Annotated in this window: 24 protein-coding genes; 17 read left to right on the top strand and 7 right to left on the bottom strand. The window is 70.8% G+C overall.

Features of this window, described 5'->3' with window-relative positions; all coding sequences use genetic code 11:
- Positions 1 to 430: 430 nt before the first annotated feature.
- The 9 genes from ACFO3J_RS01570 (at position 431) to pstB (ending at position 11,909) form a co-directional block, all read left to right on the top strand.
- On the top strand, positions 431 to 1,585 hold the full coding sequence (locus ACFO3J_RS01570) for an MFS transporter (RefSeq protein ID WP_386425174.1): 1,155 nt from the start codon (positions 431 to 433) through the stop codon (positions 1,583 to 1,585).
- Positions 1,586 to 1,671: 86 nt separating this feature from the next.
- Positions 1,672 to 2,694 carry a mycothiol synthase gene (gene mshD, locus ACFO3J_RS01565; protein WP_386425171.1) on the top strand — a complete coding sequence of 341 codons (1,023 nt, stop codon included), beginning with the start codon at positions 1,672 to 1,674 and terminating at the stop codon, positions 2,692 to 2,694.
- A 448-nt stretch (positions 2,695 to 3,142) separates the two neighbouring features.
- Entirely contained in the window at positions 3,143 to 5,365 is a 2,223-nt protein-coding gene (locus ACFO3J_RS01560; protein WP_386425168.1) for an RNA degradosome polyphosphate kinase, read from the top strand.
- A 307-nt stretch (positions 5,366 to 5,672) separates the two neighbouring features.
- Entirely contained in the window at positions 5,673 to 6,896 is a 1,224-nt protein-coding gene (locus tag ACFO3J_RS01555) for a CHAD domain-containing protein (protein ID WP_386425165.1), read from the top strand.
- Positions 6,893 to 7,342, top strand: a complete 450-nt coding sequence (locus ACFO3J_RS01550) for an NUDIX hydrolase (protein WP_386425163.1) — start codon at positions 6,893 to 6,895, stop codon at positions 7,340 to 7,342. The genes ACFO3J_RS01555 and ACFO3J_RS01550 overlap by 4 nt, the downstream gene beginning before the upstream one ends.
- Positions 7,343 to 7,744: 402 nt before the next feature.
- Positions 7,745 to 8,896 carry a phosphate ABC transporter substrate-binding protein PstS gene (gene pstS, locus ACFO3J_RS01545; RefSeq protein WP_386425161.1) on the top strand — a complete coding sequence of 384 codons (1,152 nt, stop codon included), beginning with the start codon at positions 7,745 to 7,747 and terminating at the stop codon, positions 8,894 to 8,896.
- A 111-nt stretch (positions 8,897 to 9,007) separates the two neighbouring features.
- A complete protein-coding gene (pstC, locus tag ACFO3J_RS01540; protein WP_386425158.1) occupies positions 9,008 to 9,997 on the top strand; it encodes a phosphate ABC transporter permease subunit PstC in 990 nt (329 codons plus the stop codon).
- On the top strand, positions 9,994 to 11,070 hold the full coding sequence (pstA, locus tag ACFO3J_RS01535) for a phosphate ABC transporter permease PstA (RefSeq protein WP_386425155.1): 1,077 nt from the start codon (positions 9,994 to 9,996) through the stop codon (positions 11,068 to 11,070). The genes pstC and pstA overlap by 4 nt, the downstream gene beginning before the upstream one ends.
- 62 nt (positions 11,071 to 11,132) lie before the next feature.
- Positions 11,133 to 11,909: a phosphate ABC transporter ATP-binding protein PstB gene (pstB, locus tag ACFO3J_RS01530; protein ID WP_386425152.1), complete on the top strand. Its 777-nt coding sequence runs from the start codon at positions 11,133 to 11,135 to the stop codon at positions 11,907 to 11,909.
- 117 nt (positions 11,910 to 12,026) lie between these two features.
- Here the strand turns inward: pstB and ACFO3J_RS01525 are convergent, their stop codons facing one another.
- Positions 12,027 to 13,022 carry an inorganic phosphate transporter gene (locus ACFO3J_RS01525; RefSeq protein ID WP_386425149.1) on the bottom strand — a complete coding sequence of 332 codons (996 nt, stop codon included), beginning with the start codon at positions 13,020 to 13,022 and terminating at the stop codon, positions 12,027 to 12,029.
- A 5-nt stretch (positions 13,023 to 13,027) separates the two neighbouring features.
- The gene (locus tag ACFO3J_RS01520; protein ID WP_386425146.1) at positions 13,028 to 13,648 is read right to left on the bottom strand and encodes a DUF47 domain-containing protein; all 621 of its coding nucleotides are present in this window, start codon (positions 13,646 to 13,648) and stop codon (positions 13,028 to 13,030) included.
- Between the two features lie 191 nt (positions 13,649 to 13,839).
- Between ACFO3J_RS01520 and ACFO3J_RS01515 the strand changes: the two genes are divergently transcribed.
- Positions 13,840 to 14,166, top strand: coding sequence for a metal-sensitive transcriptional regulator (locus tag ACFO3J_RS01515; protein ID WP_386425144.1), 327 nt, complete (start codon positions 13,840 to 13,842; stop codon positions 14,164 to 14,166).
- A gap of 47 nt (positions 14,167 to 14,213) precedes the next feature.
- Here the strand turns inward: ACFO3J_RS01515 and ACFO3J_RS01510 are convergent, their stop codons facing one another.
- Positions 14,214 to 14,348, bottom strand: a complete 135-nt coding sequence (locus ACFO3J_RS01510; protein ID WP_386425370.1) for a hypothetical protein — start codon at positions 14,346 to 14,348, stop codon at positions 14,214 to 14,216.
- Between the two features lie 166 nt (positions 14,349 to 14,514).
- Positions 14,515 to 15,573: a hypothetical protein gene (locus ACFO3J_RS01505; RefSeq protein ID WP_386425141.1), complete on the bottom strand. Its 1,059-nt coding sequence runs from the start codon at positions 15,571 to 15,573 to the stop codon at positions 14,515 to 14,517.
- A 534-nt stretch (positions 15,574 to 16,107) separates the two neighbouring features.
- Between ACFO3J_RS01505 and ACFO3J_RS01500 the strand changes: the two genes are divergently transcribed.
- Together ACFO3J_RS01500 and ACFO3J_RS01495 are read left to right on the top strand one after the other, a co-directional pair.
- Positions 16,108 to 16,326 (top strand): hypothetical protein, encoded by a 219-nt coding sequence (locus ACFO3J_RS01500; RefSeq protein ID WP_386425140.1) that lies wholly within the window; start codon positions 16,108 to 16,110, stop codon positions 16,324 to 16,326.
- Between the two features lie 166 nt (positions 16,327 to 16,492).
- Positions 16,493 to 18,121: an FAD-binding oxidoreductase gene (locus tag ACFO3J_RS01495; protein WP_386425137.1), complete on the top strand. Its 1,629-nt coding sequence runs from the start codon at positions 16,493 to 16,495 to the stop codon at positions 18,119 to 18,121.
- Positions 18,122 to 18,170: 49 nt separating this feature from the next.
- On the opposite strand, the gene ACFO3J_RS01490 is transcribed toward ACFO3J_RS01495, so the two are convergent.
- Complete coding sequence (locus ACFO3J_RS01490; protein ID WP_386425134.1) at positions 18,171 to 19,013, bottom strand: hypothetical protein; 843 nt, start codon at positions 19,011 to 19,013, stop codon at positions 18,171 to 18,173.
- Positions 19,014 to 19,183: 170 nt separating this feature from the next.
- Positions 19,184 to 19,852, bottom strand: a complete 669-nt coding sequence (locus tag ACFO3J_RS01485) for a hypothetical protein (protein ID WP_386425131.1) — start codon at positions 19,850 to 19,852, stop codon at positions 19,184 to 19,186.
- 291 nt (positions 19,853 to 20,143) lie between these two features.
- Here ACFO3J_RS01485 and ACFO3J_RS01480 point away from each other — a divergent pair, with 291 nt between their 5' ends.
- The 5 genes from ACFO3J_RS01480 (at position 20,144) to ACFO3J_RS01460 (ending at position 23,124) form a co-directional block, all read left to right on the top strand.
- A complete protein-coding gene (locus tag ACFO3J_RS01480) occupies positions 20,144 to 20,461 on the top strand; it encodes a hypothetical protein (RefSeq protein ID WP_386425129.1) in 318 nt (105 codons plus the stop codon).
- Positions 20,462 to 20,539: 78 nt separating this feature from the next.
- Positions 20,540 to 21,451 (top strand): hypothetical protein, encoded by a 912-nt coding sequence (locus ACFO3J_RS01475; RefSeq protein WP_386425127.1) that lies wholly within the window; start codon positions 20,540 to 20,542, stop codon positions 21,449 to 21,451.
- On the top strand, positions 21,414 to 21,887 hold the full coding sequence (locus ACFO3J_RS01470) for a hypothetical protein (protein ID WP_386425125.1): 474 nt from the start codon (positions 21,414 to 21,416) through the stop codon (positions 21,885 to 21,887). Before ACFO3J_RS01475 ends, ACFO3J_RS01470 begins: the two co-directional genes overlap by 38 nt.
- Positions 21,884 to 22,498: a hypothetical protein gene (locus tag ACFO3J_RS01465; protein ID WP_386425123.1), complete on the top strand. Its 615-nt coding sequence runs from the start codon at positions 21,884 to 21,886 to the stop codon at positions 22,496 to 22,498. Before ACFO3J_RS01470 ends, ACFO3J_RS01465 begins: the two co-directional genes overlap by 4 nt.
- The gene (locus ACFO3J_RS01460) at positions 22,495 to 23,124 is read left to right on the top strand and encodes a hypothetical protein (protein WP_386425121.1); all 630 of its coding nucleotides are present in this window, start codon (positions 22,495 to 22,497) and stop codon (positions 23,122 to 23,124) included. Before ACFO3J_RS01465 ends, ACFO3J_RS01460 begins: the two co-directional genes overlap by 4 nt.
- Before the next feature lie 15 nt (positions 23,125 to 23,139).
- Here the strand turns inward: ACFO3J_RS01460 and ACFO3J_RS01455 are convergent, their stop codons facing one another.
- Entirely contained in the window at positions 23,140 to 23,829 is a 690-nt protein-coding gene (locus ACFO3J_RS01455; RefSeq protein WP_386425118.1) for a phosphatase PAP2 family protein, read from the bottom strand.
- Positions 23,830 to 23,957: the final 128 nt, after the last annotated feature.

The following is a 23,957-nucleotide window of genomic DNA, read 5'->3' as shown; positions in this document are numbered from 1 at the left end:
GGTTCATGCGCTGTGCAGCATAGAGTCAACGCGCGTAGCCCGGCAGCCCTTTCGGGATGAACCCCACATGACCAGACCCTCACCCCAGGCAGGGCCGGTCCCGCGCCACCCGCCGCGAAGGCGTGGGTACCTGTACGTCCCTCAGCGGGGCCTGCCCGCAGGCCGGTTCGGGCCCGATGGGCTCAGTCGCCGTGTTGCCGCCGCTGCCGCCGGAGAAGACCGACACCTCTTCTCCGCGTGGACACAGCCAGGGCAACGTCCTCAACCGCCTCACGCGGGCGGTGCATCTCATCATGTGGAACATACTGTCTCACTCCCCGGATGACCCGCCATAGTTGGTGGTACCACCCACCGAGGAGGTGACGGCACCGTGCGGCGTTGGATCATGTTGGCGTTGGGGACCGCCGCGCAGACCGCGGCCTGTGCGTTCGTGTATGGGATTCCGTATCTGGGGGACGAGCTGCGGACCCGGCAGCATTTGACGCTGACGCAGGTGGGGCTGCTGGTGGCATGTCCGACGGTGGGGCTGGTGGGGGCGCTCTACGGGTGGGGGGCCGCGGCGGATCGGTGGGGGGAGCGGGTGGTGATCGCGCTCGGGCTGGGTGGGGCCGGCGGGGCGTTGGGGGTGGCGGCCTGGGGGGCCAGCGGGATGGTGGCGCTCGGGGGGCTGCTGGTGGTGGCCGGGGCGGCCGGGGCCTCGGTGTATTCGGCGAGCGGGCGGCTGGTGATGGGCTGGTTCTCGGCCCGGGAGCGCGGGCTCGCGATGGGGATACGGCAGACGTCGACACCGCTCGGCATGGGCCTGGCCGCGCTGGCCATGCCGCCGCTGGCCGGGCGGTACGGGCTGACCGGCGCCTTCGGGTTCCTGGCCGTGCTGTGCGGGGTCATCGCCCTGCTGATCGCGGTGTTCGCCGCCGATCCGGCCCGTCCGGAGGCGGCGGTGGACGCGGCGCCCGCGCCGAACCCGTACCGGGGGGACAACACGCTGTGGCGGGTGCACGGTTCGGCCGCGCTGCTGGTGGTGCCGCAGTTCACCGCCGGGGCGTTCTCACTGGTGCTGCTGGTGGACGTACGCGGCTGGTCGCCGGTGCACGCCGGGCAGTTGATCGCGGTCGCCCAAGGACTGGGCGCCGTGTCCCGGATCGTGGTCGGCCGCTGGTCGGACCGGGTGGGCAGCAGGCTGCGGCCGATGCGGCAACTGGCGGTGCTGACCGGCGCCGTGGTCGCGGCCACAGCGCTGACCACGGCCTTCCCCTCGCCGCTCACCCCGGCCCTGCTGGTGGTCGCGATCGCGCTGAGCGCCAGCACCAACGGGCTGTCCTTCACCTCCACCGCCGAGCGGGCCGGGCCCGCCTGGTCGGGCCGGGCGCTGGGCGTCCACAACACCGGGCAGAATCTGACCGCCGCCCTCGTACCGCCCGCGATGGCCGCGCTCATCTCGGCCACCGCCTACTGGCCCGGTTTCGCGCTGGCCGCGGTCGTCGCCTGCTGCTCCGCGCTGATCGTCCCCGTACCGCGACGGCCGGCCGTACCGGCGCGGACCGCCGACGCCGAAGCCGGGGCCTCCCGTACGACCCCGGCCTGACCGGAACCCGCGCCCGTCCGGGCGGCCCGCGTGCCGCTGCCGGTGGCTGCCACCGAAGCGAGGGGCTCGCGCCGTACGATCTCGGCATGAGCGATCGGCGCATCGAGGCACTGTCCGAACTGAACCAGGCCACCGCCGCCGCGGTCCTGGACCTGATCGGGGCCGCCGCCGACGCCGACGGCAGGCCCGCGGTCTCCGAGCAGGGCCGGCTGTACGTACGGCGGGACGGCACCGCGGGCGTACGCCACCTGCTGCTGTGGACACCCCGCGAGGAGCCCGGCGGCGCGGTCGGCACCGGCGATCCCGGCACCTCCGACGATTCCGGCAGCCCCGGCGGCTCCGACGGCCCCCGTGACTCCGGGGAAGAGGGAGAGGAAGGTGAGGAGCTGACCGGCTACGCCCAGATCGACGGCACCGACCCGATCGAGGCGCCCGCCGCCGAATTCCTCATCCACCCGGCCCGCCGTTCCCGCGGCCACGGCCGGGCGCTCGGCGACGCGCTGCTGGCCGCCACCGGCAAGCGGCTGCGGGTGTGGGCGCACGGCGGTCACCCGGCCGCCCGCCACCTGGCCGCCGTACTCAATCTGAAGCTCTTCCGCGAGCTGCACCAGATGCGCCGCCCGCTGGACGCCGAGCTCAGCGGCCTGCCGGAGCCGCGGCTGCCCGAGGGAGTGACCGTGCGCACCTTCGTCCCGGGCCAGGACGAGGCCGCCTGGCTCGCGGTCAACGCCGCCGCCTTCGCCCATCACCCCGAACAGGGCGGACTCACGCTGCGTGACCTGGAGGACCGCGAGGCCGAGGGGTGGTTCGACCCGGCCGGCTTCTTCCTGGCCTGCCGCGGCCCCGCGATGGCCGGCTTCCACTGGACCAAGGTGCACGACGACGAGGGCCTGGGCGAGGTGTACGTGGTCGGGGTCGCCCCCAGCGAGCAGGGCGGCGGCCTGGGCAAGGCGCTGACCTCGATCGGACTGCGCCACCTGGCCCGCGACCGGGGCCTGCGCACCGCGATGCTGTACGTGGACGCGGACAACACCCCGGCGGTCGCCGTCTACGAGCGGCTGGGCTTCACCGTGCACGAGACCGACCTGATGTACCGCACCGAGAACTGAGACCCGGGGCCGGAAGGGGACGCGGACCCGGGACAGTTCCCCGGGCCCGCCGCACCGGCAGCGGCACCGGCGACAGCAGCGGCACCGGCGGCAGCAGCGACAGCGGCGGCACCCGCGACCGAAACCCGCCCCGGAACGGCACCGGACCAGCCCCGATCCGGTGCCGCGACCCGGCCTCCCCCACCCCCACCGGGCCCCCGGCCCGAACACGCTGTGTCCGGGCGCCCCTGCCGGAAGCACCGCGCTTGCCTTACGGCCATGCGCTCGTTACCGGCGATTCAATCTCACTTGCGAGCATCGCGGGATGCAGCCCGCTCCCCCCACTCCCCCGCCCGACCTGCCGAAACCCGCCGGTACCCGGGACAATGGAGCGACGGCTGAGCGACGCCTCGGAAAGGCCGCCGGTCGCGCGTTCGACGTGCCGGAACCGGAGGAGGGCTCGCAGACCATGGCCCAGACGAATCACCCCAGTGTCCCTGTCCAGCCGCAGCAGGCTGAGGGGGAGCAAGCCGGGGACGGCTCTTTCCGGCCGCGCGTGGTGCCGGACCTGGCGCCGGAGCCGCCTGACCTGGCCTCGGCCGGTGAGGACTACGACGAGGAACTGCCCGAGGGCCGCTTCCTCGACCGCGAGCAGAGCTGGCTCGCCTTCAACGAGCGCGTGCTCGAACTCGCCGAGGACCCGAGCACCCCGCTGCTGGAGCGCGCCAACTTCCTGGCGATCTTCGCGAGCAATCTGGACGAGTTCTTCATGGTCCGGGTGGCCGGCCTCAAACGCCGGATAGCCACCGGCGTCGCCACCCGTTCGGCCTCAGGGCTCCAGCCCCGCGACGTGCTGGACCTGATCCTGACCCGGTCGCGCGAGCTGATGGCCCGGCACGCCGCCTGCTTCCAGAACGACGTGGCGCCGCAGCTCGCCGACGAGGGCATCCACGTCATCCGCTGGGCCGATCTCACCGAGAAGGAGCAGGCCCGGCTGGCCACCCTCTTCCGGCAGCAGATCTTCCCGGTGCTGACGCCGCTGGCCGTGGACCCCGCGCACCCCTTCCCCTATATCTCCGGCCTCTCGCTGAACCTCGCCGTGGTGGTGCGCAACCCGGTCTCCGGGCACGAGCACTTCGCCCGGGTGAAGGTGCCGCCGATCCTGTTCCGCTTCCTGGAGGCCGGACCGCAGCGGTACGTACCGCTGGAGGACGTGATCGCCGCCCACCTGGACGAGCTGTTCCCGGGGATGGAGGTGCTCGACCACCACATGTTCCGGGTCACCAGGAACGAGGATCTGGAGGTCGAGGAGGACGACGCGGAGAATCTGCTCCAGGCCCTGGAGAAGGAGCTGATGCGGCGCCGCTTCGGGCCGCCGGTCCGGCTGGAGGTCGAGGAGTCGATCGCCCCCCGGGTGCTGGACCTGCTGGTGCACGAGCTGAAGATGAAGCACACCGAGGTCTATCCGCTGCCCGGGCCGCTGGACCTGACCGGCCTGTTCGCCATCGCGGGCCTGGACCGGCCGGAGCTGAAATACCGCCGGTTCATCGCCGGCACCCACCGCGACCTGGCCGAGGTCGAGTCGGCCTCGCCGCCGGACATCTTCGCGGCGCTGCGCGAGCGGGACGTGCTGCTGCACCACCCGTACGACTCCTTCTCCACCTCCGTGCAGGCCTTCCTCGACCAGGCCGCCGCCGACCCCGACGTGCTGGCCATCAAGCAGACCCTCTACCGCACCTCGGGCGACTCGCCGATCGTGGACGCGCTGATCGACGCGGCCGAGGCGGGCAAGCAGGTGCTGGTGCTGGTGGAGCTCAAGGCGCGCTTCGACGAGCAGGCCAACATCAAGTGGGCCCGCAAGCTGGAGGAGGCCGGCTGCCATGTGGTCTACGGCCTGGTCGGCCTCAAGACGCACTGCAAGCTGTCGCTGGTGGTCCGCCAGGAGGGCGAGACGCTGCGCCGCTACAGCCATGTCGGCACCGGCAACTACCACCCCAAGACGGCCCGGCTCTACGAGGACCTGGGCCTGCTCACCGCCGACCCGCAGGTCGGCGCGGACCTGTCGCACCTGTTCAACCGGCTGTCCGGCTACTCCAGGCGCGAGTCGTACAACCGGCTGCTGGTCGCGCCGCGCAGCCTGCGCGACGGGCTGATCAAGCGGATCATCGCGGAGATCGAGCACCACAAGGCCGGCCGCCCGGCCTATGTGCGGATCAAGGTCAACTCGATCGTGGACGAGGTGATCATCGACGCGCTCTACCGTGCCTCGCAGGCCGGGGTGCCGGTGGACATCTGGGTCCGCGGGATCTGCGCGGTACGGCCGGGGGTGGTCGGGCTGTCGGAGAACATCCGGGTCCGCAGCATCCTGGGCCGCTTCCTCGAACACTCCCGGGTGTTCGCCTTCGCCAGCGGCGGCGAGCCCGAAGTGTGGCTCGGCAGCGCCGACATGATGCACCGCAATCTCGACCGCCGCATCGAGGCGCTGGTCAGGGTCGCCGACCCGACGCACCGCGCCACCATCGGCCGCCTGCTGGAACTCGGGATGTCGGACTCCACGGCGTCCTGGCACCTGGCGGCCGACGGCAACTGGACCCGGCACAGCACCGACTCCGAAGGCCGGCCGCTGGTCAACATCCAGGAGATGCTCATCGACGCCCGGAGGCGCCGGCGTGGCCCATCAGCAGCTACCTGACGGCCCGCGGGGCGCCATCACCGGCCCCCCGCGCGACCCGGCGCCCGGTGCGGAAGTCGAACGCGCCCCGGGCCGCGGCCGCACGGCCGGGGCCCGGCCCGGCGGCGGGGCCAGCGCCGGAGCGCCGGGCGGCACCGAGGCACGTACCGGGACACGAGCCGGGACACAAGCTGGGACGCCGGCCCGGACACGTACGGAGACACGCTCGGGCCCGCGGCCCGGCGGCGGCCGGGACGCGGGAAGCGGACCGGCGGACAGGGACGTTCCGCGCGACCGCGCGGACGACGGGGACACGGGGAGCAGCACGGTGGCCAGCGGCAAGACGGCGGCGGGCGACCGCCCGGGCAACGCGGCACGGGCCGGCGACGGGGCCGGCCCGGGCAGCCCGGGGAACGCGGGCGGCCCGGCGGCCGGCGGCCGGACACCGGCCGGCGGCGGCACGGGCGGCGGCTCCCCCTTCGCCGACGACAACGAGACCGCGGGCGGCGCGCTGACCGGCTACCTCCGGGAGCAGGCCACCGCCTTCCTGCGGGGCATGAGCCTGCGCGGGGAGAGCGAATACGACGCCGACCACCTGCTGCGGCGCAGCGCCCGCCGGATCGCCGGGGTGCTGCACACCTACGCCCCGCTGACCGACCCCTCGTGGTCCGAGCCGCTGCGGGCCGAACTCGGCTGGCTGTCGGCCACGCTGGGCCGCGAGCCGCAGTACGTGGAGCGGCTCACCCGGCTGCTGGAGGCGCTGCGGCGGCTGTCGCTGCCCGCCGCGCCCGAGCCGATACGCACCGAAGGGCCGGGCGGCGGTGCCAACGGGGCCGCGGACACGGCGGCCGGCGGGGGTCCGCTGGCGCTCGGCGCCGCCCGCGCCGCCGCCCTGCTGGAGCGTCAGCTCACCCTCGCCAGGACCCGGGCGCACTCCGCGACCCTCCAGGCGATGGGCTCCTCCCGCTTCCACGGCCTCGCCGACTCCATCGCGGTGCTCGCCTCGGACGTACCGCTCAGCGCCGCCGGCGACGAGCCGGCCGCCGCCGTACTGCCGCCGCTGGCCGGGCAGGCGTACCAGCGGCTGTCGGACGCGGCCGACGCGCTGCCGCTGCACCGGGCGGCCAACCCGTACAACGCCGAGGCGATGCGGGCCTCGCTCGGCGCCGAGCTGACCGCGGACCTGCAGGACTCGCCCTGGCAGCAGGTACGGATACTGCTGCGGCTGAGCCGTTACGCCGCCGAGGTGCCCGGCGCCGGCGCGCCGGACGACCCGCGGACCGCCGAGGCCTCCCTGCTGCTCCAGCGGCACCGGGAAGCCGCCGAGTCCGCCGCCGCGGTGGCCGCCGCGGCCCGCACCCCCCGGATCGCCCCGGCCACGGCCTACGCCCTGGGCGTCCTGCACGCCGACCAGCGGCACGAGGTCGAGGCGGCCCGCTTCGCCTTCTCCCGGCTGTGGCAGTGGTCCGCCACCGACCCACAGGCGGCGCAGCCCCCGGTGGCGACCGCCGCGCCACCGGGCGCCCGCCTCCCAGGAGCACCCGGCAGATGACCGGGCCGGAGCCGCGTCGAGCGCCGTTCGGCCGGGTGGACCCGAGGACGGTCCGCGCGGCGGGGGTGGTGCTGTGGCGCCGCTCCCCCTATGACGGCCGGGTCGAGATCGCGCTGATCCACCGCCCGCGCTACGACGACTGGAGCATGCCCAAGGGCAAGCTCAAGCGGGGCGAGGAGACCGCCGCGGCGGCGCTGCGCGAGACCCGCGAGGAGACCGGCATGGAGTGCGTGCTCGGCGCGCAGCTGCCGACCGTCCGCTATCTGGTGGAAGGCCGCCCCAAGGAGGTCCGCTACTGGGCCGCCGAGGCGACCGGCGGCGCCTTCGAGGTCAACAGGGAGGTGGACCGGATGGTCTGGCTGCCGCCCACCGCGGCCCGGCACCGGCTCACCAATGACCGCGACCGCCCGCTCGTCGACGCGCTGCTGCGTACGCTCGTCGGCTGAGTGCCCCGCCGCGCCCGTCCGCGTCGTCGTGTCGCCGCGTCGCCGCGCCGCCGCGCCGCCCCCCGGCCCGCGCCCGAGATCGGTTCTGACACACCGTCACCCGCCGGGCCGGCGCCCGTGACCCGTCCGTGACTCCCGTGATCGGGTCGTGATCCCGTCGTTACCGCATCTTTTCCGTGAACCCCGTATGTCACATTCGAGACGCGTACAGCAAGATCCATAAAGTGCGCCACCACCCTGATAGACGAGGTTCACCTCACGTTCACCATCTCCCGAAGGTCGCTTCACCTGATCTGCCTAATTTCGGCCTTACCGGTGAGCACCATGTCGCCGGGTGGATGCAGATACACCAATCCTCTGCTTCGCCGTCCACCGGCGGGCTCTCGGAAGGAACACACGAAGGTGAAGCTTCAGCGTAAGAGCGGGCTCCGGGCCCTGACCGTCGGCGCGGTCGCGATTACCGGCGCGCTGGTCCTGACCGCCTGCGGTTCGGACGACAACTCCAGCAGCTCCGCGACCCCCAGCTCCAGCGGTCAGCCGACCACCAGCGCCAGCGCGGCGTCCTCGATCTCCTGCGCCAAGGGCCAGATCCTCGCGTCGGGCTCCTCCGCCCAGCAGAACGCGATCGAGTCCTGGGTGAAGAACTACCAGCAGGCCTGTGCCGGCGCGACGATCAACTACAAGACCTCGTCCTCCGGTGAGGGCGTCGTCGACTTCAACCAGGGCACGGACGCCTTCGCCGGCTCCGACTCCCCGCTGAAGGACACCGAGGTCGCCTCCTCGAAGAAGGTCTGCGCCGGCGGCGAGGGCATCAGCATCCCGATGGTCGGCGGACCGATCGCCATCGGCTACAACCTCCCCGGTGTCGACAGCCTCGTGCTGGACGCGCCCACCCTGGCGAAGATCTTCAACTCGCAGATCACCTCCTGGAACGACCCGGCCATCAAGGCCCTCAACCCGGGTGCCACCCTGCCGAGCCAGAAGATCCAGACCGTCCACCGCCAGGACGAGTCGGGCACCACCGACAACCTCACCAAGTACCTCAAGGGCGCGGCCCCGTCCGCGTGGCCCTACGAGCACGCCAAGGCGTGGGCGGGCAAGGGCGGCCAGGCGGCCGCCAAGTCCTCCGGTGTGGCCGCCCTGGTCAAGCAGACCGAGGGCTCCATCGGTTACTTCGAGCTGTCCTACGCGACCGCCGAGAGCATCAAGACGGTCAAGATCAACACCGGTGCCTCCGCGCCGGTCGAGGCCACCTCCGCCAACGCCTCCGCGGGCATCGCCTCCGCGAAGATCGTCGGCACCGGTGCCGACCTGTCGCTCGACCTGGGCGCCGCGTACACCACCAAGACCGACAACGCGTACCCGATCGTCCTGGTGACGTACGAGATCGCCTGCGACAAGGGCAACAAGCCGGCCACCCTGCCGCTGACCAAGTCCTTCCTCAACTACATCTCCAGCACGGACGGCCAGGCGCAGCTCACCGCCGCCGGCTACGCCCCGCTGCCCGACGAGATCGCCACGAAGGTCCGCTCCACCGTCGCCGCCCTTTCCTGATCACGCCCGGCGGGTCCCGCGGCCAGACCCTGGCCTCGGGGCCCGCCGTGCATCCGGTGCACCGCCGCCGGGGGAGCCGTCCGGCTCTCCCACCCAGACCGGAGAGTTCCCATGACAACCACCGCCCCACCCCCCAGCGCCCCTCCCGCCCCGCCACGGGCGACGCGGACCGTGACCCGGCCCGGTGACCGGATCTTCGCCGGTCTGTCCCGCGGATCCGGCGTCTTCCTGCTCGTGGTGATGGCCGCGATCGCCATCTTCCTGACGGTGCGCGCGGTGAGCGCGATATCCAAGGACCACACCAACTTCCTGACCACCTTCGAGTGGAACGCCAGCCTCACGCCCCCGTCCTTCGGTGTGGCGGTGCTGGCCTACGGCACGGTGGTCAGCTCGATCATCGCGATGCTCATCGCCGTCCCGATCGCCATCGGCATCGCGCTGTTCATCACCCACTACGCGCCGCGCCGCCTCGGCGGGCTGATCGCGTACATCATCGACCTGCTCGCCGCCGTGCCCAGCATCATCTACGGCCTGTGGGGCGCGCTGTTCCTGGTCCCGCACCTGCGCGGGCTGAACCTCTGGCTGGACAAGTACTTCGGCTGGACGGTGATCTTCTCCAAGCAGGACCCGAACTCGGCGCCCCGCTCGCTGTTCACCGTCGGCATCCTGCTGGCGATCATGATCCTGCCGATCATCACCAACGTCAGCCGGGAAGTCATCCGGCAGGTGCCCAAGATGCACGAGGAAGCGGCGATCGCGCTCGGCGCGACCCGCTGGGAGGTCATCCGGCTGTCGGTGCTGCCCTTCGCCCGCTCCGGCATCATCTCCGCGTCCATGCTGGGCCTGGGCCGCGCGCTCGGCGAGACGATGGCGGTAGCGACCGTGCTGTCCGCCTCCCCGCAGCTGTCCGCGCACCTGCTCGACCCGGTCGGCGGCACCTTCTCGCAGAACATCGTCGCCAAGTTCGGTGAGGCCGACGAGTTCGGCCGCAACGCGCTGATCGCCTCCGGTCTCGTCCTGTTCATCATCACTCTGCTGGTCAACGGCGCCGCTCGGTTCATCATCCAGCGCCGGAAGGAATACTCGGGGGCCAACGCATGAGCGGGACATCGGTCACGAACTCGGCGAAGCACGCGGCGCCCGCCAGCCCTCCGCTGGCCACCGCGCGGCTGCCGCGCTGGGCTCCGCTCGCCATCGCCGCCGGTTCCATCGCGGTCGCCTGCGCCATCGGCGCCGGCTTCGGCCTGGACAGCCAGATCCAGTGGGGCCTGATCGCCCTGGTGCTCTTCATCGCCGGGTCCTACGCCATCACCGCGCGGGTCGAGGGCCGGCGCCAGGCCAAGGACCGGATGGCGACCAGCCTGGTCTGGGCCAGTTTCGTGCTGGCGGTCATCCCGCTCTACTCGCTGGTGGAAACGACCATCAGCAAGGGCGTGAAGGTCCTCGACATCAACTTCCTGACCCACTCGATGAACAACGTGCTCACCATCGAGCCGGGCGGCGGCGTCTACCACGCCATCATCGGCACCCTGGAGCAGGTCGGCATCGCCACCGTGATCGCGGCGCCGCTGGGCATCCTGACCGCGATCTACCTGGTCGAGTACGGCAAGGGCGCGCTCGCCAAGTGGGTCACCTTCTTCGTCGACGTGATGACCGGCGTCCCGTCGATCGTGTCCGGTCTGTTCATCCTGTCGGTGTGGTTCGTGGTCGTCGGCTCCGCCCCGCAGTCCGGCTTCGCCGGCTCGCTGGCCCTGACGATCCTGATGCTCCCGGTCGTGGTGCGCTCCACCGAGGAGATGCTCAAGCTCGTCCCCAACGAGCTGCGTGAGGCCTCGCTGGCGCTGGGCGTGCCCAAGTGGCGCACCATCGTCAAGGTGGTCGTGCCCACCGCGATCGGCGGTATCACCACCGGTGTGGTGCTGGCCATCGCCCGTATCGCCGGTGAGAGCGCCCCGATCGCACTGCTGGTGTTCGGCAGCAACCTGATCAACACGAACCCGTTCAAGAACCCGCAGTCGTCGCTGCCGTACTACATCTTCGAGCAGTACGGCAACGGCAACGAGCCGAGCTACAACCGTGCCTGGGCGGCGGCCCTCGTCCTGATCGCCTTCGTGATGATCCTCAACCTGGTGGCCCGCGGCATCGCCCGCTGGAAGGCGCCGAAGTCCCGATGAGCGGCTCCTCCGCCGCGTGGCCGGTCGCGGACGCGGCCATCAGCAGAAAAGAAGTGATCCCCATGGCCAAGCGAATAGACGTCAGCGGCCTGTCCGCCTTCTACGGCAACCACAAGGCCATCGACGACATCTCGATGACCGTAGAGCCCGGCTCGGTGACCGCGTTCATCGGCCCGTCCGGCTGCGGCAAGTCCACCTTCCTGCGCACCTTGAACCGTATGCACGAGGTCACCCCCGGCGGCCGCGTCGAGGGCAAGGTGCTGCTGGACGACGAGAACCTCTACGGTCCCGGTGTCGACCCGGTGACGGTACGCCGCACGGTCGGCATGGTCTTCCAGCGGCCGAACCCGTTCCCCACCATGTCGATCTACGACAACGTGGCGGCGGGCCTGCGGCTCAACGGCATCCGCAAGAAGGGCGACCTCGAGAACATCGTCGAGAAGTCCCTCAAGGGCGCCAACCTCTGGAACGAGGTCAAGGACCGCCTCAACAAGCCCGGTTCCGGCCTGTCCGGCGGCCAGCAGCAGCGGCTGTGCATCGCCCGCGCGATCGCGGTCGAGCCCAATGTGCTGCTGATGGACGAGCCGTGCTCGGCGCTCGACCCGATCTCCACCCTCGCCATCGAGGACCTGATCGGCGAGCTGAAGGAGCGGTTCACCATCGTCATCGTCACCCACAACATGCAGCAGGCCGCGCGGGTGTCGGACCGTACCGCCTTCTTCAACCTGTCGGCGGTCGGCCAGCCCGGCAAGCTCATCGAGATCGACGACACCGAGCGCATCTTCTCCAACCCGTCCGTCCAGGCCACCGAGGACTACATCTCGGGCCGCTTCGGGTGATCAAGACCGCCGTGCGGTGCTGCATGGCGGTGCCACCGCAAGGCGCGGGCCCCGCTTCCCAGCCGGGAAGTGGGGCCTGATCCATGTCCGGCCACGTCCGGCCACGCGGCCGGGGAGTCAGTGGAAGATCAGCCATATCAGGTAGTAGCAGCCGGCGCCCACCACACCGGCCGCCGGCATCGTGATGAACCAGCCGGCCACGATGTTCTTGGCGACACCCCACCGCACCGCCTTCACCCGCTTCGTCGCGCCCACGCCCATGATCGCCGAGGTGATCACATGGGTGGTGGAGACCGGCGCGTGGAAGAGGTACGCGGACACGTAGAGGATGCTCGCCGAGGTGGTCTCGGCGGCGAAGCCCTGCGGCGGGTCCAGGTCGATGATCCGGCGCCCCAGCGTCCGCATGATCCGCCAGCCGCCCGCGTAGGTGCCCAGCGACATCGTCAGCGCGCACACCACCTTGACCCAGACCGGGATGCCGAAGCCCCGGGCCGGATCGTGGATGACCAGCGCGAGCACCACCACGCCCATGGTCTTCTGCGCGTCCTGCAGACCGTGGCCGAGCGCCATCGCCGCCGCCGAGATGGTCTGCGCGATCCGGAAGCCCCGCTTGGCCTTGTGCGGATTGGCCCGCCGGAAGAACCACAGGATCGCCAGCATCACCCCGAAGCCGACCACCAGGCCGACCAGCGGCGAGGCGAACATCGGCACGATGATCCTGTCCACCACGCCGGTCCAGTGCACGGTGACCCCGCCGGCCAGCGCCGCGCCGATCAGCCCGCCGAACAGCGCGTGGGTGGAGCTCGACGGCAGCCCGAGATACCAGGTGGTCAGATTCCACAGCACCGCGCCGGCCAGCGCCGCGAACAGCACCGCCATGCCCGACCGGCCGTGCGGAGTGGCGATCACCCCCTTGATGACGGTCTGGGCCACCCCCTGGCCGAGGAACGCGCCGAACAGGTTCATCACCGCGGCCATCAGCAGCGCCGCCTTGGGCGTCAGCGCCCGGGTGGACACCGAGGTGGCGATGGCGTTGGCCGAGTCGTGGAAGCCGTTGGTGTACGTGAAGAAGAGCGCGACCGCGATGGTCACGATCAGAACAGAGGTGTCCACGTAGGTCAGGACTCCTTGACCGCGATGGTCTCCACCGTGTTCGCCACGTGCTCGAAAGCGTCCGCCGCCTCTTCCAGGACGTCCACGATCTGCTTGAGCTTGAGCACTTCCATCGCGTCGTACTTGCCGTTGAAGAGCTGGGCGAGCAGCTTGCGGTGGATCTGGTCGGCCTGGTTCTCCAGCCGGTTGATCTCGATCCAGTACTCGGTGAGGTTGTCCATCGTCCGCAGGTTGGGCATCGCCCCCGCGGTCAGCTCCGCCGCCCGCGCCAGCACCTCGATCTGCTGCTCGACGCCCTTCGGGAGCTCTTCGACGTTGTAGAGGACGACCAGGTCAACGGCCTCCTCCATGTAGTCCATGATGTCGTCGAGACAGCCGGCGAGCTTGTAGATGTCCTCGCGGTCGAAGGGCGTTATGAAGGAGGAGTTGAGCTGGTGGTAGATCGCGTGTGTCGCGTCGTCGCCCGCGTGCTCCGCCGCCCGCATACGCTCCGCGATCTCGATCCGGGTGGCCGAATCGGCTCCGAGCAGTTCCATGAGGAGCTTCGAACCGGTGACGATGTTGTCCGCGGACGCAGCGAACATGTCGTAGAAGCTCGTCTCCCTGGGGGTCAGACGAAAGCGCACGTTGAGGTCCTCGGGGTGCTCGGTTTCGGTCTCGTTTGATGCTAGGTGCATCATCCGGCCACGGTTGACCGGTGTCACCCAGTGTCGCCCATCGCACGAAGCCCCCGGACGGGGGATGCCTCGCACAAGATATCGATTCGGTAAGCTATACCCATCGGGGGTATAACGGGACAGAAGGGCGGGCGGGCCGGATGACCTCGGAAAGCGTCGCGGAGGAGATTGTGGAGCCGCACGGGCCCCATGGCTACAGCCATGACAAGGAGTCCCATCTGAAGCGGCTGCGCAGGATCGAAGGGCAGATCCGCGGACTGCAGCGGATGGTCGAGGAGGATGTCTACTGCATCGACATCCTCACCCAGGTCTCGGCGAGCACCAAGGGCCTGCAGTCCTTCGCCCTGCGGCTGCTGGAGGAGCATCTGCGGCACTGCGTCGCGGCGGCGGCGGTCGGTGGGGGGCCGGAGATCGACGAGAAGGTGGCGGAGGCGACGGCCGCGATAGCGCGGCTGCTGCGGACCTGACGGGCGGGGAATCCAGGAGCCGTCGGGCGTCGTCGGGCGTCGTCGGGTCAGTTGGCCGTCGGCGATCCGCAGTGGGAGACTTCCAGCACCTCGTCGATCCGGGCGAAACTGAGCCGCTCCTCGGCGGCGGTGGACGCGGCGATCATCAGCTCACCGCACAACTCGATCTCTGCCAGGGCCACCGGATCGTCCTGCACCGAAGTTCCGGGCGACGGCACCATGCGCGCACCACCTCCTCGCTCACGTCTCGCCCCCAGGCTGCTCGGCCTACTCCAGCGTAGGGACCATACGTGCTCCGGCGCATGGCACGGATGGGCCATTTCAATGAGGCCCGATCCGGCGGGACCCCTAGCGGGGTTGGGCAGAAACGATCTTTCCCGTCCAGATGTCCGCAGGTCGGGGCATGATCACGATCACCGTGGTACCGAAGAGGTCATAGCGGGTGGTAGAGACCACCGTCACATCATGCCGGGCGCGGTACGCGGCGCCGGCGGCGCGGGACCGGGCGGCGGCGCTGTCCGTACGGGCCGGGTCACGGCCGGCCGGGTCCATGTCGGCGGGGGGCGAACCCGGGGTCCCCGGGCGGGTGGCCTTGAGCTTCGCGGGATCGGCGAGGTCGGAAGCGGCTCCGTTCTTGTCGTCGCGGTGCGCGTCGTCCGGCGGCGGGTCCGCCCGGTCCGGAGCGGCGGGACCGGCGCCGGCCGCGGCGAAGGTGAAACTCTGGCTCAGCTCGCGCAGCCGGCCGACCGAATCCAGCCAGGCGTCGAACGGCACCCGGGTCACCGTGAAGCCCACGGCCGCCGCCCGCAGCGGACCGCGATCGGCGGCGGGGGCCGCGCCGGCCGCCCGGGCGATGTCGGCGACGCCCCGGTAGTGCCGCACCCTCACCCCGTCGCGGGTCTCCTCGCCGACGAGGGTCACCTGCCGGGCGCCCCGGAGCAGCTCGGCCGCCACGAGCGGCTCGGTGGCGCCGCCGGTCACCAGATTGCCGTCCGGGAGCCGGGTCGTGTCCATCCGCACCCACTTGGAGGGCGGCACCCCCTCGCCGCGGTTCTTCATATACAAGGCACCGGGTGTCAGCAGCTCGGTGATCGGCTTGTGCTCCTCCGTGCCGGCCGCGTCCTTGGGCAGCTCCAGGGTCAGCTGCCCCTGCCGCCGCGCGTAGTCGAAGACGCCGGTCCCGGTGATGGTCAGCAGGGTGCCGCCGCTGGCCATCCGCATCGACGTGCTCACCCGCGAACTCCCGGCCTGCACCAAGGTGTCCGCGGCCTCCGCCACCGCCCTGGCCGCCACCCCGTCCGGCGACCCGCCCGACCCCCCGTCCTGCCCCTCGGCGACGGCACCGCTGCTCACGCATCCGCTCAGCGCCGCGGCGGTGGCCGCCGCGGCGAGCGCCAGCGCGCTCACGGTGAAGGCGCGCCCTCGGGCCGGGGGGTGGGAGGCGGGAGCGGTACGGGGGCGGCGCGCCGGCGCCGCGCGACCGGAAGGCGGCCGGGGACCGGCCACCGGCCCGGCAGCGGCGACGCCGTCCGGCACCGCCGAGCGGGAGGGGCCTTCCACGCCTCCCGGGACGGCTGATGGCGCCGGGCTCTCCGACCGAGCCGGACTCACGGCACTGGCCAGCCGGGCCGGGCCAGGGCAGCCGTCCGGGCCGGGCAGACGCTTCGGACCGCCCGGACCTTCCGGTTGCGCCGGGCCCACCGGTCTCGCCCGGCCTTCCGGGCGCACCGCGCGTGGCGGCGCGGGGGGCGTCGGAGGGTCCGTGGGCTCGGGCGGTGCCGAGCGCGCCGCTCGCAGCGCTCGCACCCCCGTGGACATCGCTGCTGCCATCACTCATCCATCCCTGTACGACCGCCGCCCGGCGCCGCCGGCCGCTCGGCTGAGGCCTCATCCGGCTAACGACGGTCGTGAGCGGGCCGTCACGCCCGTTACGGTGGAGGCGTGCGCAATGTGATCGCCGACGTTGCTCCTGCCCCTTCGTCGTCCCCCACCGCCGACGCCGGGCCGGCCCCCGCTGACGGGGCCGGCCCGGCGCACCGTACGTCCGTCGTCGAGCGCGGCGCCTTCATCTCGGCCCGTTGCACCTGCGGTTGGGCCGGCCCGGCCCGGCGGGCCAGGGAACGGGCGCGGCGGGACGCGCGGGAACACGGCGGCGGCTGAGCCGCCGCGCCGCCGCCCCAGCCCCATCCCCTGCCCCCACCGGCGAAGATCATCGCAACCGAACCCCGGGCTGCGTCGTCTTGGGTTACCGAAGGTGCCCGGGGGCAGTAGGCACCTGCCATCGGGGTCGGCGTGACCCCGTGCGTGATTGCGGCGGTGGAACACTGTGCACGAGACAACAGCTGACCCGAAGTCCTCCATAACGGCCCCGGCGGCCCGCCCACCGGCGCGGCGTACCGCCCTGCGGGCCGGAGGCGGAGTACTGGCCGCGGCCTGGCTGACCGGCTGCAGGGTCGGCGGCGACGACCCCAAGAGCGTTGCCTCGACACCGAGTCGTACCTCCGCGGCCTCCGCCCCGGCCGGCTCCACCACCGCCACGCTCAAGCCCACCGCCACGCCCAGCAAGGTCGCACCGGACTGGAAGGCGCTGGCCTCCTCCCTCGACGGCGACCTCGTCCGCCCCGACGACAGCGCGTACGAACTCGACCACCGTCTCTACAACACCCGGTACGACAATCTGCGCCCGGCCGGCATCGCGTACGTCAGCGGCGTCGACGACATCCGCAGCTGCCTGGACTTCGCCACCCGGACGGGCACCGTCCCGGTGGTCCGCAGCGGCGGCCACTCGTACGCGGGCTGGTCCAGCGGCGACGGCCGGCTGATCATCGACGTCTCCCGGCTCTCCTCGATCCACCTGGACGGCGCCACGGCCACCATCGGCGCCGGCGCCAAGCTGATAGACGTCTACAGCACGCTGGGCACCAAGGGCCGCTGCGTGCCCGGCGGCTCCTGCCCCTCGGTCGGCATCTCCGGCCTCACGCTCGGCGGCGGGCACGGCGTGCTGAGCCGTTCCATGGGACTGACCTGCGACAATCTGACCGGCGCCACCCTGATCACCCCCGACGGCCGTACCCACGAGGTCTCCGCCGACGCCGAGCCCGACATCTTCTGGGCCCTGCGCGGCGCCGGGAACGGCCAGTTCGGCGTCGTCACCTCACTGCGCTTCGCCACCCGGCCCAAGCCGGACGTCGTCACCGGCTACCTCACCTGGCCGTGGAGCCGCGCGGCGTCCGTCGTCCGCTCCTGGCAGCGCTGGGGGCCCGACCAACCGGACCACATCTGGTCCGCCCTCCACCTGGACTGCGCGCCCGGCGGTACGCCGACCGTCTCCGTCGCCATGATGTCCACCGGCTCCCGGGACGACCTGGCCGCCGCCGCCGACCAGTTGGCCGACGCCCCGGGCGGCCCCGGCCCCGCCGCCACGGTCTCGCTGCGGCCGCACGACTTCCTCGACGCGATGTTCTCCTACGCGGGCTGCTCGGGCCTGTCCGCCGCCCAGTGCCACCTGCCGCCCACCGGCAAGCTCGGCCGCGAAACGTACACCGCCCGCTCCGACTTCTACGACGCCCTGCTCCCCGAGGCCGGCATCGACGCGCTCCTCGCCCAGACCCAGCGGCTGGCCAACCAGTCGGGAGGCGGCGCCGGCAGCATCGCCCTCACCGCCCTCGGCGGCGCCGTCAACCGCCCCTCCCCCACGGCCACCGCCTTCCCCCACCGCACTTCCCGCGTCCTGGTCCAATACCTCGCCTCGGACGCCCTCTCCCGCACGTCCTGGCTCGACACCACCCACTCCGCCCTCCGCCGCTACGCCTCGGGCGCCGCCTACCAGAACTACACCGACCCCACCCTCTCCAACTGGCGCACGGCCTACTACGGCCCCAACGCCCCCCGCCTCACCACCCTCAAGGCCCGCCTGGACCCGAACGGTCTCTTCACGTTCCCGCAGTCGCTCTGACCGGAGCGGGGGGGCGCGTGAGCGCCCCCCCGGGCGAGGGCGTGGCTGGTCAGCGGTTGACGGTCTGGATCTCCTGGACGGTGACCGGCTGCGGACTGGTGGAGTACCCGGGGGCCAAGCCTTGGCCCCTGCCGGGCTCCGCAGCCTGGGTGGGCGTCCATGTCACGGTCCACGTCATCTGTGCCTGCATCCGATACGTGCTCCCCACCGCGGTCGCCTTGCGGTAGGTGATGTTGCACGAGGCATCCGAGCTGTTCACGCTGTAGCCCCCTGCGGTCGGCGTGAACACGTAGTCGCAGCTCTCCGGCGACGCGTAGCTCGTTCCTGCATCGATGTGGAGGCTGCTCGGTACCGCCACGACAGTCGCCCAGACGTTCTCGAGATTGGCCGTCAACGACGCGTAGCCCAACGCATCGCCGAAGCTCACGTAAGTAGCGAGGTTCACCTTCTGGTTCTGTGCAGCCGGGCTCAGCTTCACGGCCGGGACCGGGAGCTTCAATTCCTTGTACGCGGCCTGCGCCAGCATCTCCGGGGTGATCGGCGCCGGCGGCGCGGGGTCTCCTGGCCCCTGCCACATCCAGCCTTGCTGATAGGGACAGACGGCAGTCGGATCGTTCATGTAGGAGTCGTTGTACTCCAGCACCCACCAACTACCCTCGTCACCCTGGTGGTACTTGATGCCCTCCATCTGCGAACGAATACCGTAGTAGTAGTTGTAGATGGTATCGGCGTGGTCATTCCCGGCGGCGTAGTAGCGGCGTTGCAGTTCGGCTTCGAACTGAGCGGGCGTAAAGCTCTTGTACCAGCACACGGGCGGCTTGAAATCCGCATCGGACGACGCGATCGGCTGCGTATTGCCTTTCGACGCACTGCCGCCGGAGGTGTAGCGCACATGGGCCCACAGCCTGTCCGAATCGCTCCCAGCGCTCGAACTGCCCGAGGGGGAAGGTTTCACGCTGAGGTCCGCGACAGCGGGCCCGACTCCCAGTCCGAGCACGGCGACCGCGCTGATTACTGCCAGACCCACGACTGCTACAACGGAGCGGCGCGCACGACCAGCACTCACGCTGTCTGGCACTTCTCCACCCCCTGGACCCACTTGTAGTCGAAGACCTGCCAATCGCCGGTCGAGCCCTTGCTCATGACGTAGGTCCACAAACTGAAACTGTTGAGCGACGGGGTGGTGACGTTCACCTTGCCCGTCTTCAGGTCCTTGTCATAGGCCTTGCTCTGATCCTCGCAGAATGCGACGGTGACCGAATCAGCAGCTTTGTTCACCGTCACCTGGGGCGCGTAGTACCGGAAGGCTCCGGTCGCGACCTTTCCAGCCTTTCCGTACGAGATGAGCTGATCCGCAAGCTCCGCTCCGTGCACCCCCGTGAAGAACCGCTTGAAGTTCGGCGTTTCCGTGGGATGGCCCAGTGCCTCGGTCTCAACAACAGCCGTGGCGGCATAAGTGGCATCCTGAAGAATCGACTTCTGCGACGTGTCGCTCCCGGTGAATGCCGAGAAATCGATCGTGACGTCGGACGGCAACGCGAAGTGCGGCGCGGCGGGCCCCGCCGGCGTCGTGGGCGGCGGAGCCGTGGACGCCGCGGCCGTGGCCGGTGCGGACGTCACCGACGGCTGGATCGGGTCCGAGCCGTCCGATCCGCCCCCGCCGCAGGCGGTCAGCAGCAGGCCCGCCGAGGCGGCGAGGGCGACAGCGATGGGCAGGGAAGAGCGGGTCACTTCGGAGTCCCCCGTGAGTCGTCCGGTGCGAGGCAGTTGAACAAGCAATTGAAGCTGCGCGGTCGTGGTGGAGAACGACCCTACCGGCGCCAGCCATGGTGCTGTAGGGGCGACCGGTGATCCATGCCGACCGTGTCGGCCCCCGCGATGCCGCAGCGGCCACCGCCAGCGGCCGGCTTCCCGTTGCATGATCGATTTTCTCCATCGCTTGGACGAACTCGGTTGCTCGGGGCCAGAATCACCTGAGGCATTGAGCAGTTGGGACCCGGCGGCGGAGGAGGGGACGCGCGGATGACGGACCTCAAGGTCTCGTACGATCGGCTTGAGGAGTCCGCCCGCAATCTCAAGGCGATCCAGCGGGAGTTGGAGGACACCGGCGACCACCAGGCGGACATCGCCGGGGCCCTCGGGTCCAGCCACATGGCGCACGCGATGCACGACTTCGCCGACAACTGGGACTACCACCGGCACAAGTTGCTGGACAAGATCCAGGCCATGGGCGAGATGGCCGAAAAGACGATGGAAGCGTTCAAGGACGTGGACGAGAAACTCAGGAACGGCCTCAGCAACGCCGGCAAGGGCAACAAACAGGGCGGTCCCAAGGAGTAACGGCACCCGGTGGGAGGGATGTTCGGCGCGGAACCCAGCCGCGCGGGGTAAAGCGCGACAGGGGAGGGAACGCGCCGTATGAGCAGGCCAGCCGACTCCGAGTGGGTCGTACTCGACGAACCCGAGGACCCGATACCGGGGGACCCGCAGGAGATACGCGATGAATCGTCACGGCTCGAACAGATGGCCGGGACGATCCGCGACCAGATCGCCCTGCTGAAGGACATCGCGGGCGACGACAACATCGGCGAGTTCGCCGACAAGCTGCGCGAGACCGCCACCGATCTGCGCGACGGTCTGGACAAGGTCGCCACCCGGTACGAGCACGTGTCGGGTTACCTCGGGCACTGGGCCGAGGATCTGGACCAGTGCCAGTCGGACTCCCTGCGGGCGCTGGCCCGGGCCCAGGCGGTCGCCGCTACCGCGAACACACCCGAGGCAAGGCCCGCGCCGGGCAGCCCGCAGCCGCAGCTCACCGTGGAGCAGAAACAGCATCAGGCGGACGCCGAGCGCGCCCGGCACGCCGCTCAGGGCGAGTTGGCGGACGCGAAGGCCCAACTCGCGCGCGTCAAGGACCACCGCGACGAGCGCGGCCGGTTCTGGATGCAGAAGATCGAGGACACCGAGCACGACGGGCTCAAGGACAGCCGGTGGGACTCGTTCAAGGACTTCATCCACGAGCACGCCGAACTGATCAAACTCCTCGCCGACGTCTGTACGTGGATCGTCACCGCGCTCGTCATCGTCTCCCTCTTCATCCCCGGCCTGGACATCGCCACCGCGCTGCTGGGCGGCCTGATGCTCACCGCTCTGCTGGGCCATACGGCGGTCGCCCTCACCGGTGATGGCTCCTGGATAGATGTCGGCCTCGATGTGTTCGCGATAGCGACGCTGGGGGCGTCGAGTTGGGCGAAGGGTCTGCTGGAAGGCTCCACCGGGTTCGCGGGGGGGGGTGGCCGGCGGCCTGCGGGGCGGCGAGGACATTCCTGAGGCGGCGGCGAAGTCCATCGCCGAGGGCAGCGAGCTGCTCGGCGAGGCCGGCCAGAATCCGGCCGCCAGGTTCTTCTCCTCCGTCGGGGACTACGGCCGGGCGGTCGGCGAGAAGTTCGCCGCGGGGGGCGAGAAGGAAGTCATCGAGAACATGTCGAAGCTGCGCACACTCGCCGAGGAGTTCCCCGACACTCGGCTGTTCCCGAACGCCCTTGCCCGTGGCGCGAGTTTCCTGAACACGGTCCGGCTGGCGAACGGCGCCGCCAATGTCGTCGACGAATTCGGCCACTGGGCCGGTGGCAGCGACCTGATCAACTGGGCGGGCAACGGCTTCTCCGGCGGCCTCGCGCATCCTGAACTCGAGGGCGAGACCTCGCCGCACTGGGATGTCTTCGGTCGGCTCAAGGAACTGACCACGGCGGAGATCGGCTCATGACGACGGCTCACGCGATCCGCGGCTACCGGCTGGTGGTGCCGCGCGAATGGCAGAAGATCCCCGTCCAGCGCGGCACCGACCGAGCCCTCACCGCTCTCCTGGACCGGGCCTTCGCCCGGCACGGTCGGGACGAAGTCGCGCAGTACCGGCGGGAATTGGAGCAGCGGCTCAAAAAGCTGATCAACCAGGCGCGCAACAACGCGGGGGTGGATCTGTATCTGCCCTTCGGCCGCCGGGAGCAGAATCTCCCGGCGTCGTTCCTCGTCTCGCTCGTCGAGTTCGCCAAGGTCGACGCACCCGATCCGCAGCGCGTGCTGGCCGAGGTCCTGTCCACCACCGAGGGCGGCGAACCGGTGGAACTCGACGCCACCCCCGGCATCCGTACCGAGCGCGTGTACGACGCCGATCCCGATCGCGAGGTGGCCTATCCGTCACGTCGCGTCGAGTACATCCTGCCGGTGCCCGGAACGGCCGACAGCTGGCTGGTCTCGTCCTTCTCCACCTTTGGCGCGGGGAGCCCGGAGGACGGGACGGCCAGACTTCTCTGCGCACTCTTCGACGCCATCATGGGCACGTTCCGCTGGGAACGACCGCAGAAGGACGACACATGAGCTTCGACCAGCGCAAGTCGACTCCCAACTGGGCCGAGATCGATTACGACCGCTCGACGTGGTTCCCCATCCCCCTCGGATTCAAAGGGACCAAGTGGCTGGACGCGGCCGAGTGGGCCTTCGACTACGCCGGGGACCGCTTCCTGAAGGGCGGCCGCGAACTGACCAAGAAGGTCGTCAAGAAGGAGGTGCTGCCCTTCGCGCGGTCCCTCGTCGTGGCCCGGGAGAAGGTCGCCGGCCATATGGCCGGGCACAAGCTGTACTGCCACTGCCCGGACTACACCAAGCTTCCGGTGCCCGTGGCGGTCGGCCTCTGGAAGTGCCAGGGGACATGGGAGGAGGCCATCGGCTACTACGCCTCCTGGGGCACCGAGAGCGCCACCACCCAGCCGGCCACCGAGCGGTTCGAAACCGAGGCCCTCGGCACTGGTGTCAGGGCCCAGTGGAGCGGCGTCCACGGACCGGGTCCGTACGACCAGGTCAACTACGTCTTCCGCGACACGGCCTTCGACACCGACGTCCATGTGTTTCTGACCTCGTGGGACCACCAGCGCTTCACCGAGATCGTCCCCGACCTCGACCGGCTGGTACGCGGCATCCGCTGCGTCCCCGGCTCGGACGGCTGACCGAGAAATCCCGCCCTACGCCGCCAACCCCTTGTCGTCCGCCCGCAGTCGCGGCGCCTGGGCGTCCTCCGGCGGGGAAACGGTCCCCGGGCGGACCCGGACGAGGAAGGCGAAGCGGGTGGTCGTGAGGGATGTGGTGAGGGCGGTCAGGAGGGCGAGGGCGAGGGGGGCCAGGAGGAGGGTGGTGGCGGCGCCGAGGGCGAAGCCGCCGATGACGTCGGTGGGGTAGTGGGCGCCGAGGTAGACGCGGCTGAAGCCCTCGGCGAGGGCGAGGAGGAGGGCCGCGGCGCCGGTGCGGCGGCTGACCATGAAGAGGCCCACGGCGAGCGCGGCGGCCAGCGCGGCCTGGTCGCTGACGAAGGAGTAGTGGTGGCCGCCGCGGATCAGGACGTCGAGGCCGTCGTGCTCGGTGTACGGCGGCGGTCGGCGGACGAAGGCGCGGATCGGGATGTTGACCAGCAGGGCGATGCCGCCGGCCAGGAAGGCCCACAGGACGCCCGCCACCGCGGCGGGGGCGTCGGCCGAACGGCGGGCGACGCGCCACCAGCACCAGCCGGCCAGCAGCGCCATCAGGGCCAGCAGCCCGTAGCCGCCGAGGAGTTCAACGGCGCGGTCGACACCGCGCGGTGCCTGCTTGGCGAAGTCGTTGATGTCGCGCAGCAGACTGATGTCGGGGTTCACACTGTCGTTAGCAACCTCTGCCATAGCGGTGGTGCCCCTTACGTGCGACTGGCTGTACGTGCGGCCTGGGCTCGTCCGCAACCCCCGTCGCTTGCGTCCCGTGCCATTCTCCCCCGTACAACCGCTGCCACGGTACGTAGCGTTCCGGTCTT

Source organism: Streptomyces polygonati, from assembly GCF_042650325.1.
Lineage (GTDB): Bacteria > Actinomycetota > Actinomycetes > Streptomycetales > Streptomycetaceae > Actinacidiphila > Actinacidiphila polygonati.
This window is presented reverse-complemented; position numbering and strand designations above follow the sequence as displayed.

Bases quoted from the DNA above. Each gene is read 5' to 3' on its own strand.
- mshD (WP_386425171.1), top strand. From the start codon at position 1,672: ATGAGCGATCGGCGCATCGAGGCACTGTCCGAACTGAACCAGGCCACC.
- ACFO3J_RS01560 (WP_386425168.1), top strand. From the start codon at position 3,143: ATGGCCCAGACGAATCACCCCAGTGTCCCTGTCCAGCCGCAGCAGGCT.
- ACFO3J_RS01550 (WP_386425163.1), top strand. From the start codon at position 6,893: ATGACCGGGCCGGAGCCGCGTCGAGCGCCGTTCGGCCGGGTGGACCCG.
- pstC (WP_386425158.1), top strand. From the start codon at position 9,008: ATGACAACCACCGCCCCACCCCCCAGCGCCCCTCCCGCCCCGCCACGG.
- pstA (WP_386425155.1), top strand. From the start codon at position 9,994: ATGAGCGGGACATCGGTCACGAACTCGGCGAAGCACGCGGCGCCCGCC.
- pstB (WP_386425152.1), top strand. From the start codon at position 11,133: ATGGCCAAGCGAATAGACGTCAGCGGCCTGTCCGCCTTCTACGGCAAC.
- ACFO3J_RS01515 (WP_386425144.1), top strand. From the start codon at position 13,840: ATGACCTCGGAAAGCGTCGCGGAGGAGATTGTGGAGCCGCACGGGCCC.
- ACFO3J_RS01480 (WP_386425129.1), top strand. From the start codon at position 20,144: ATGACGGACCTCAAGGTCTCGTACGATCGGCTTGAGGAGTCCGCCCGC.
- ACFO3J_RS01475 (WP_386425127.1), top strand. From the start codon at position 20,540: ATGAGCAGGCCAGCCGACTCCGAGTGGGTCGTACTCGACGAACCCGAG.
- ACFO3J_RS01465 (WP_386425123.1), top strand. From the start codon at position 21,884: ATGACGACGGCTCACGCGATCCGCGGCTACCGGCTGGTGGTGCCGCGC.
- ACFO3J_RS01460 (WP_386425121.1), top strand. From the start codon at position 22,495: ATGAGCTTCGACCAGCGCAAGTCGACTCCCAACTGGGCCGAGATCGAT.
- ACFO3J_RS01455 (WP_386425118.1), bottom strand. From the start codon at position 23,829: ATGGCAGAGGTTGCTAACGACAGTGTGAACCCCGACATCAGTCTGCTG.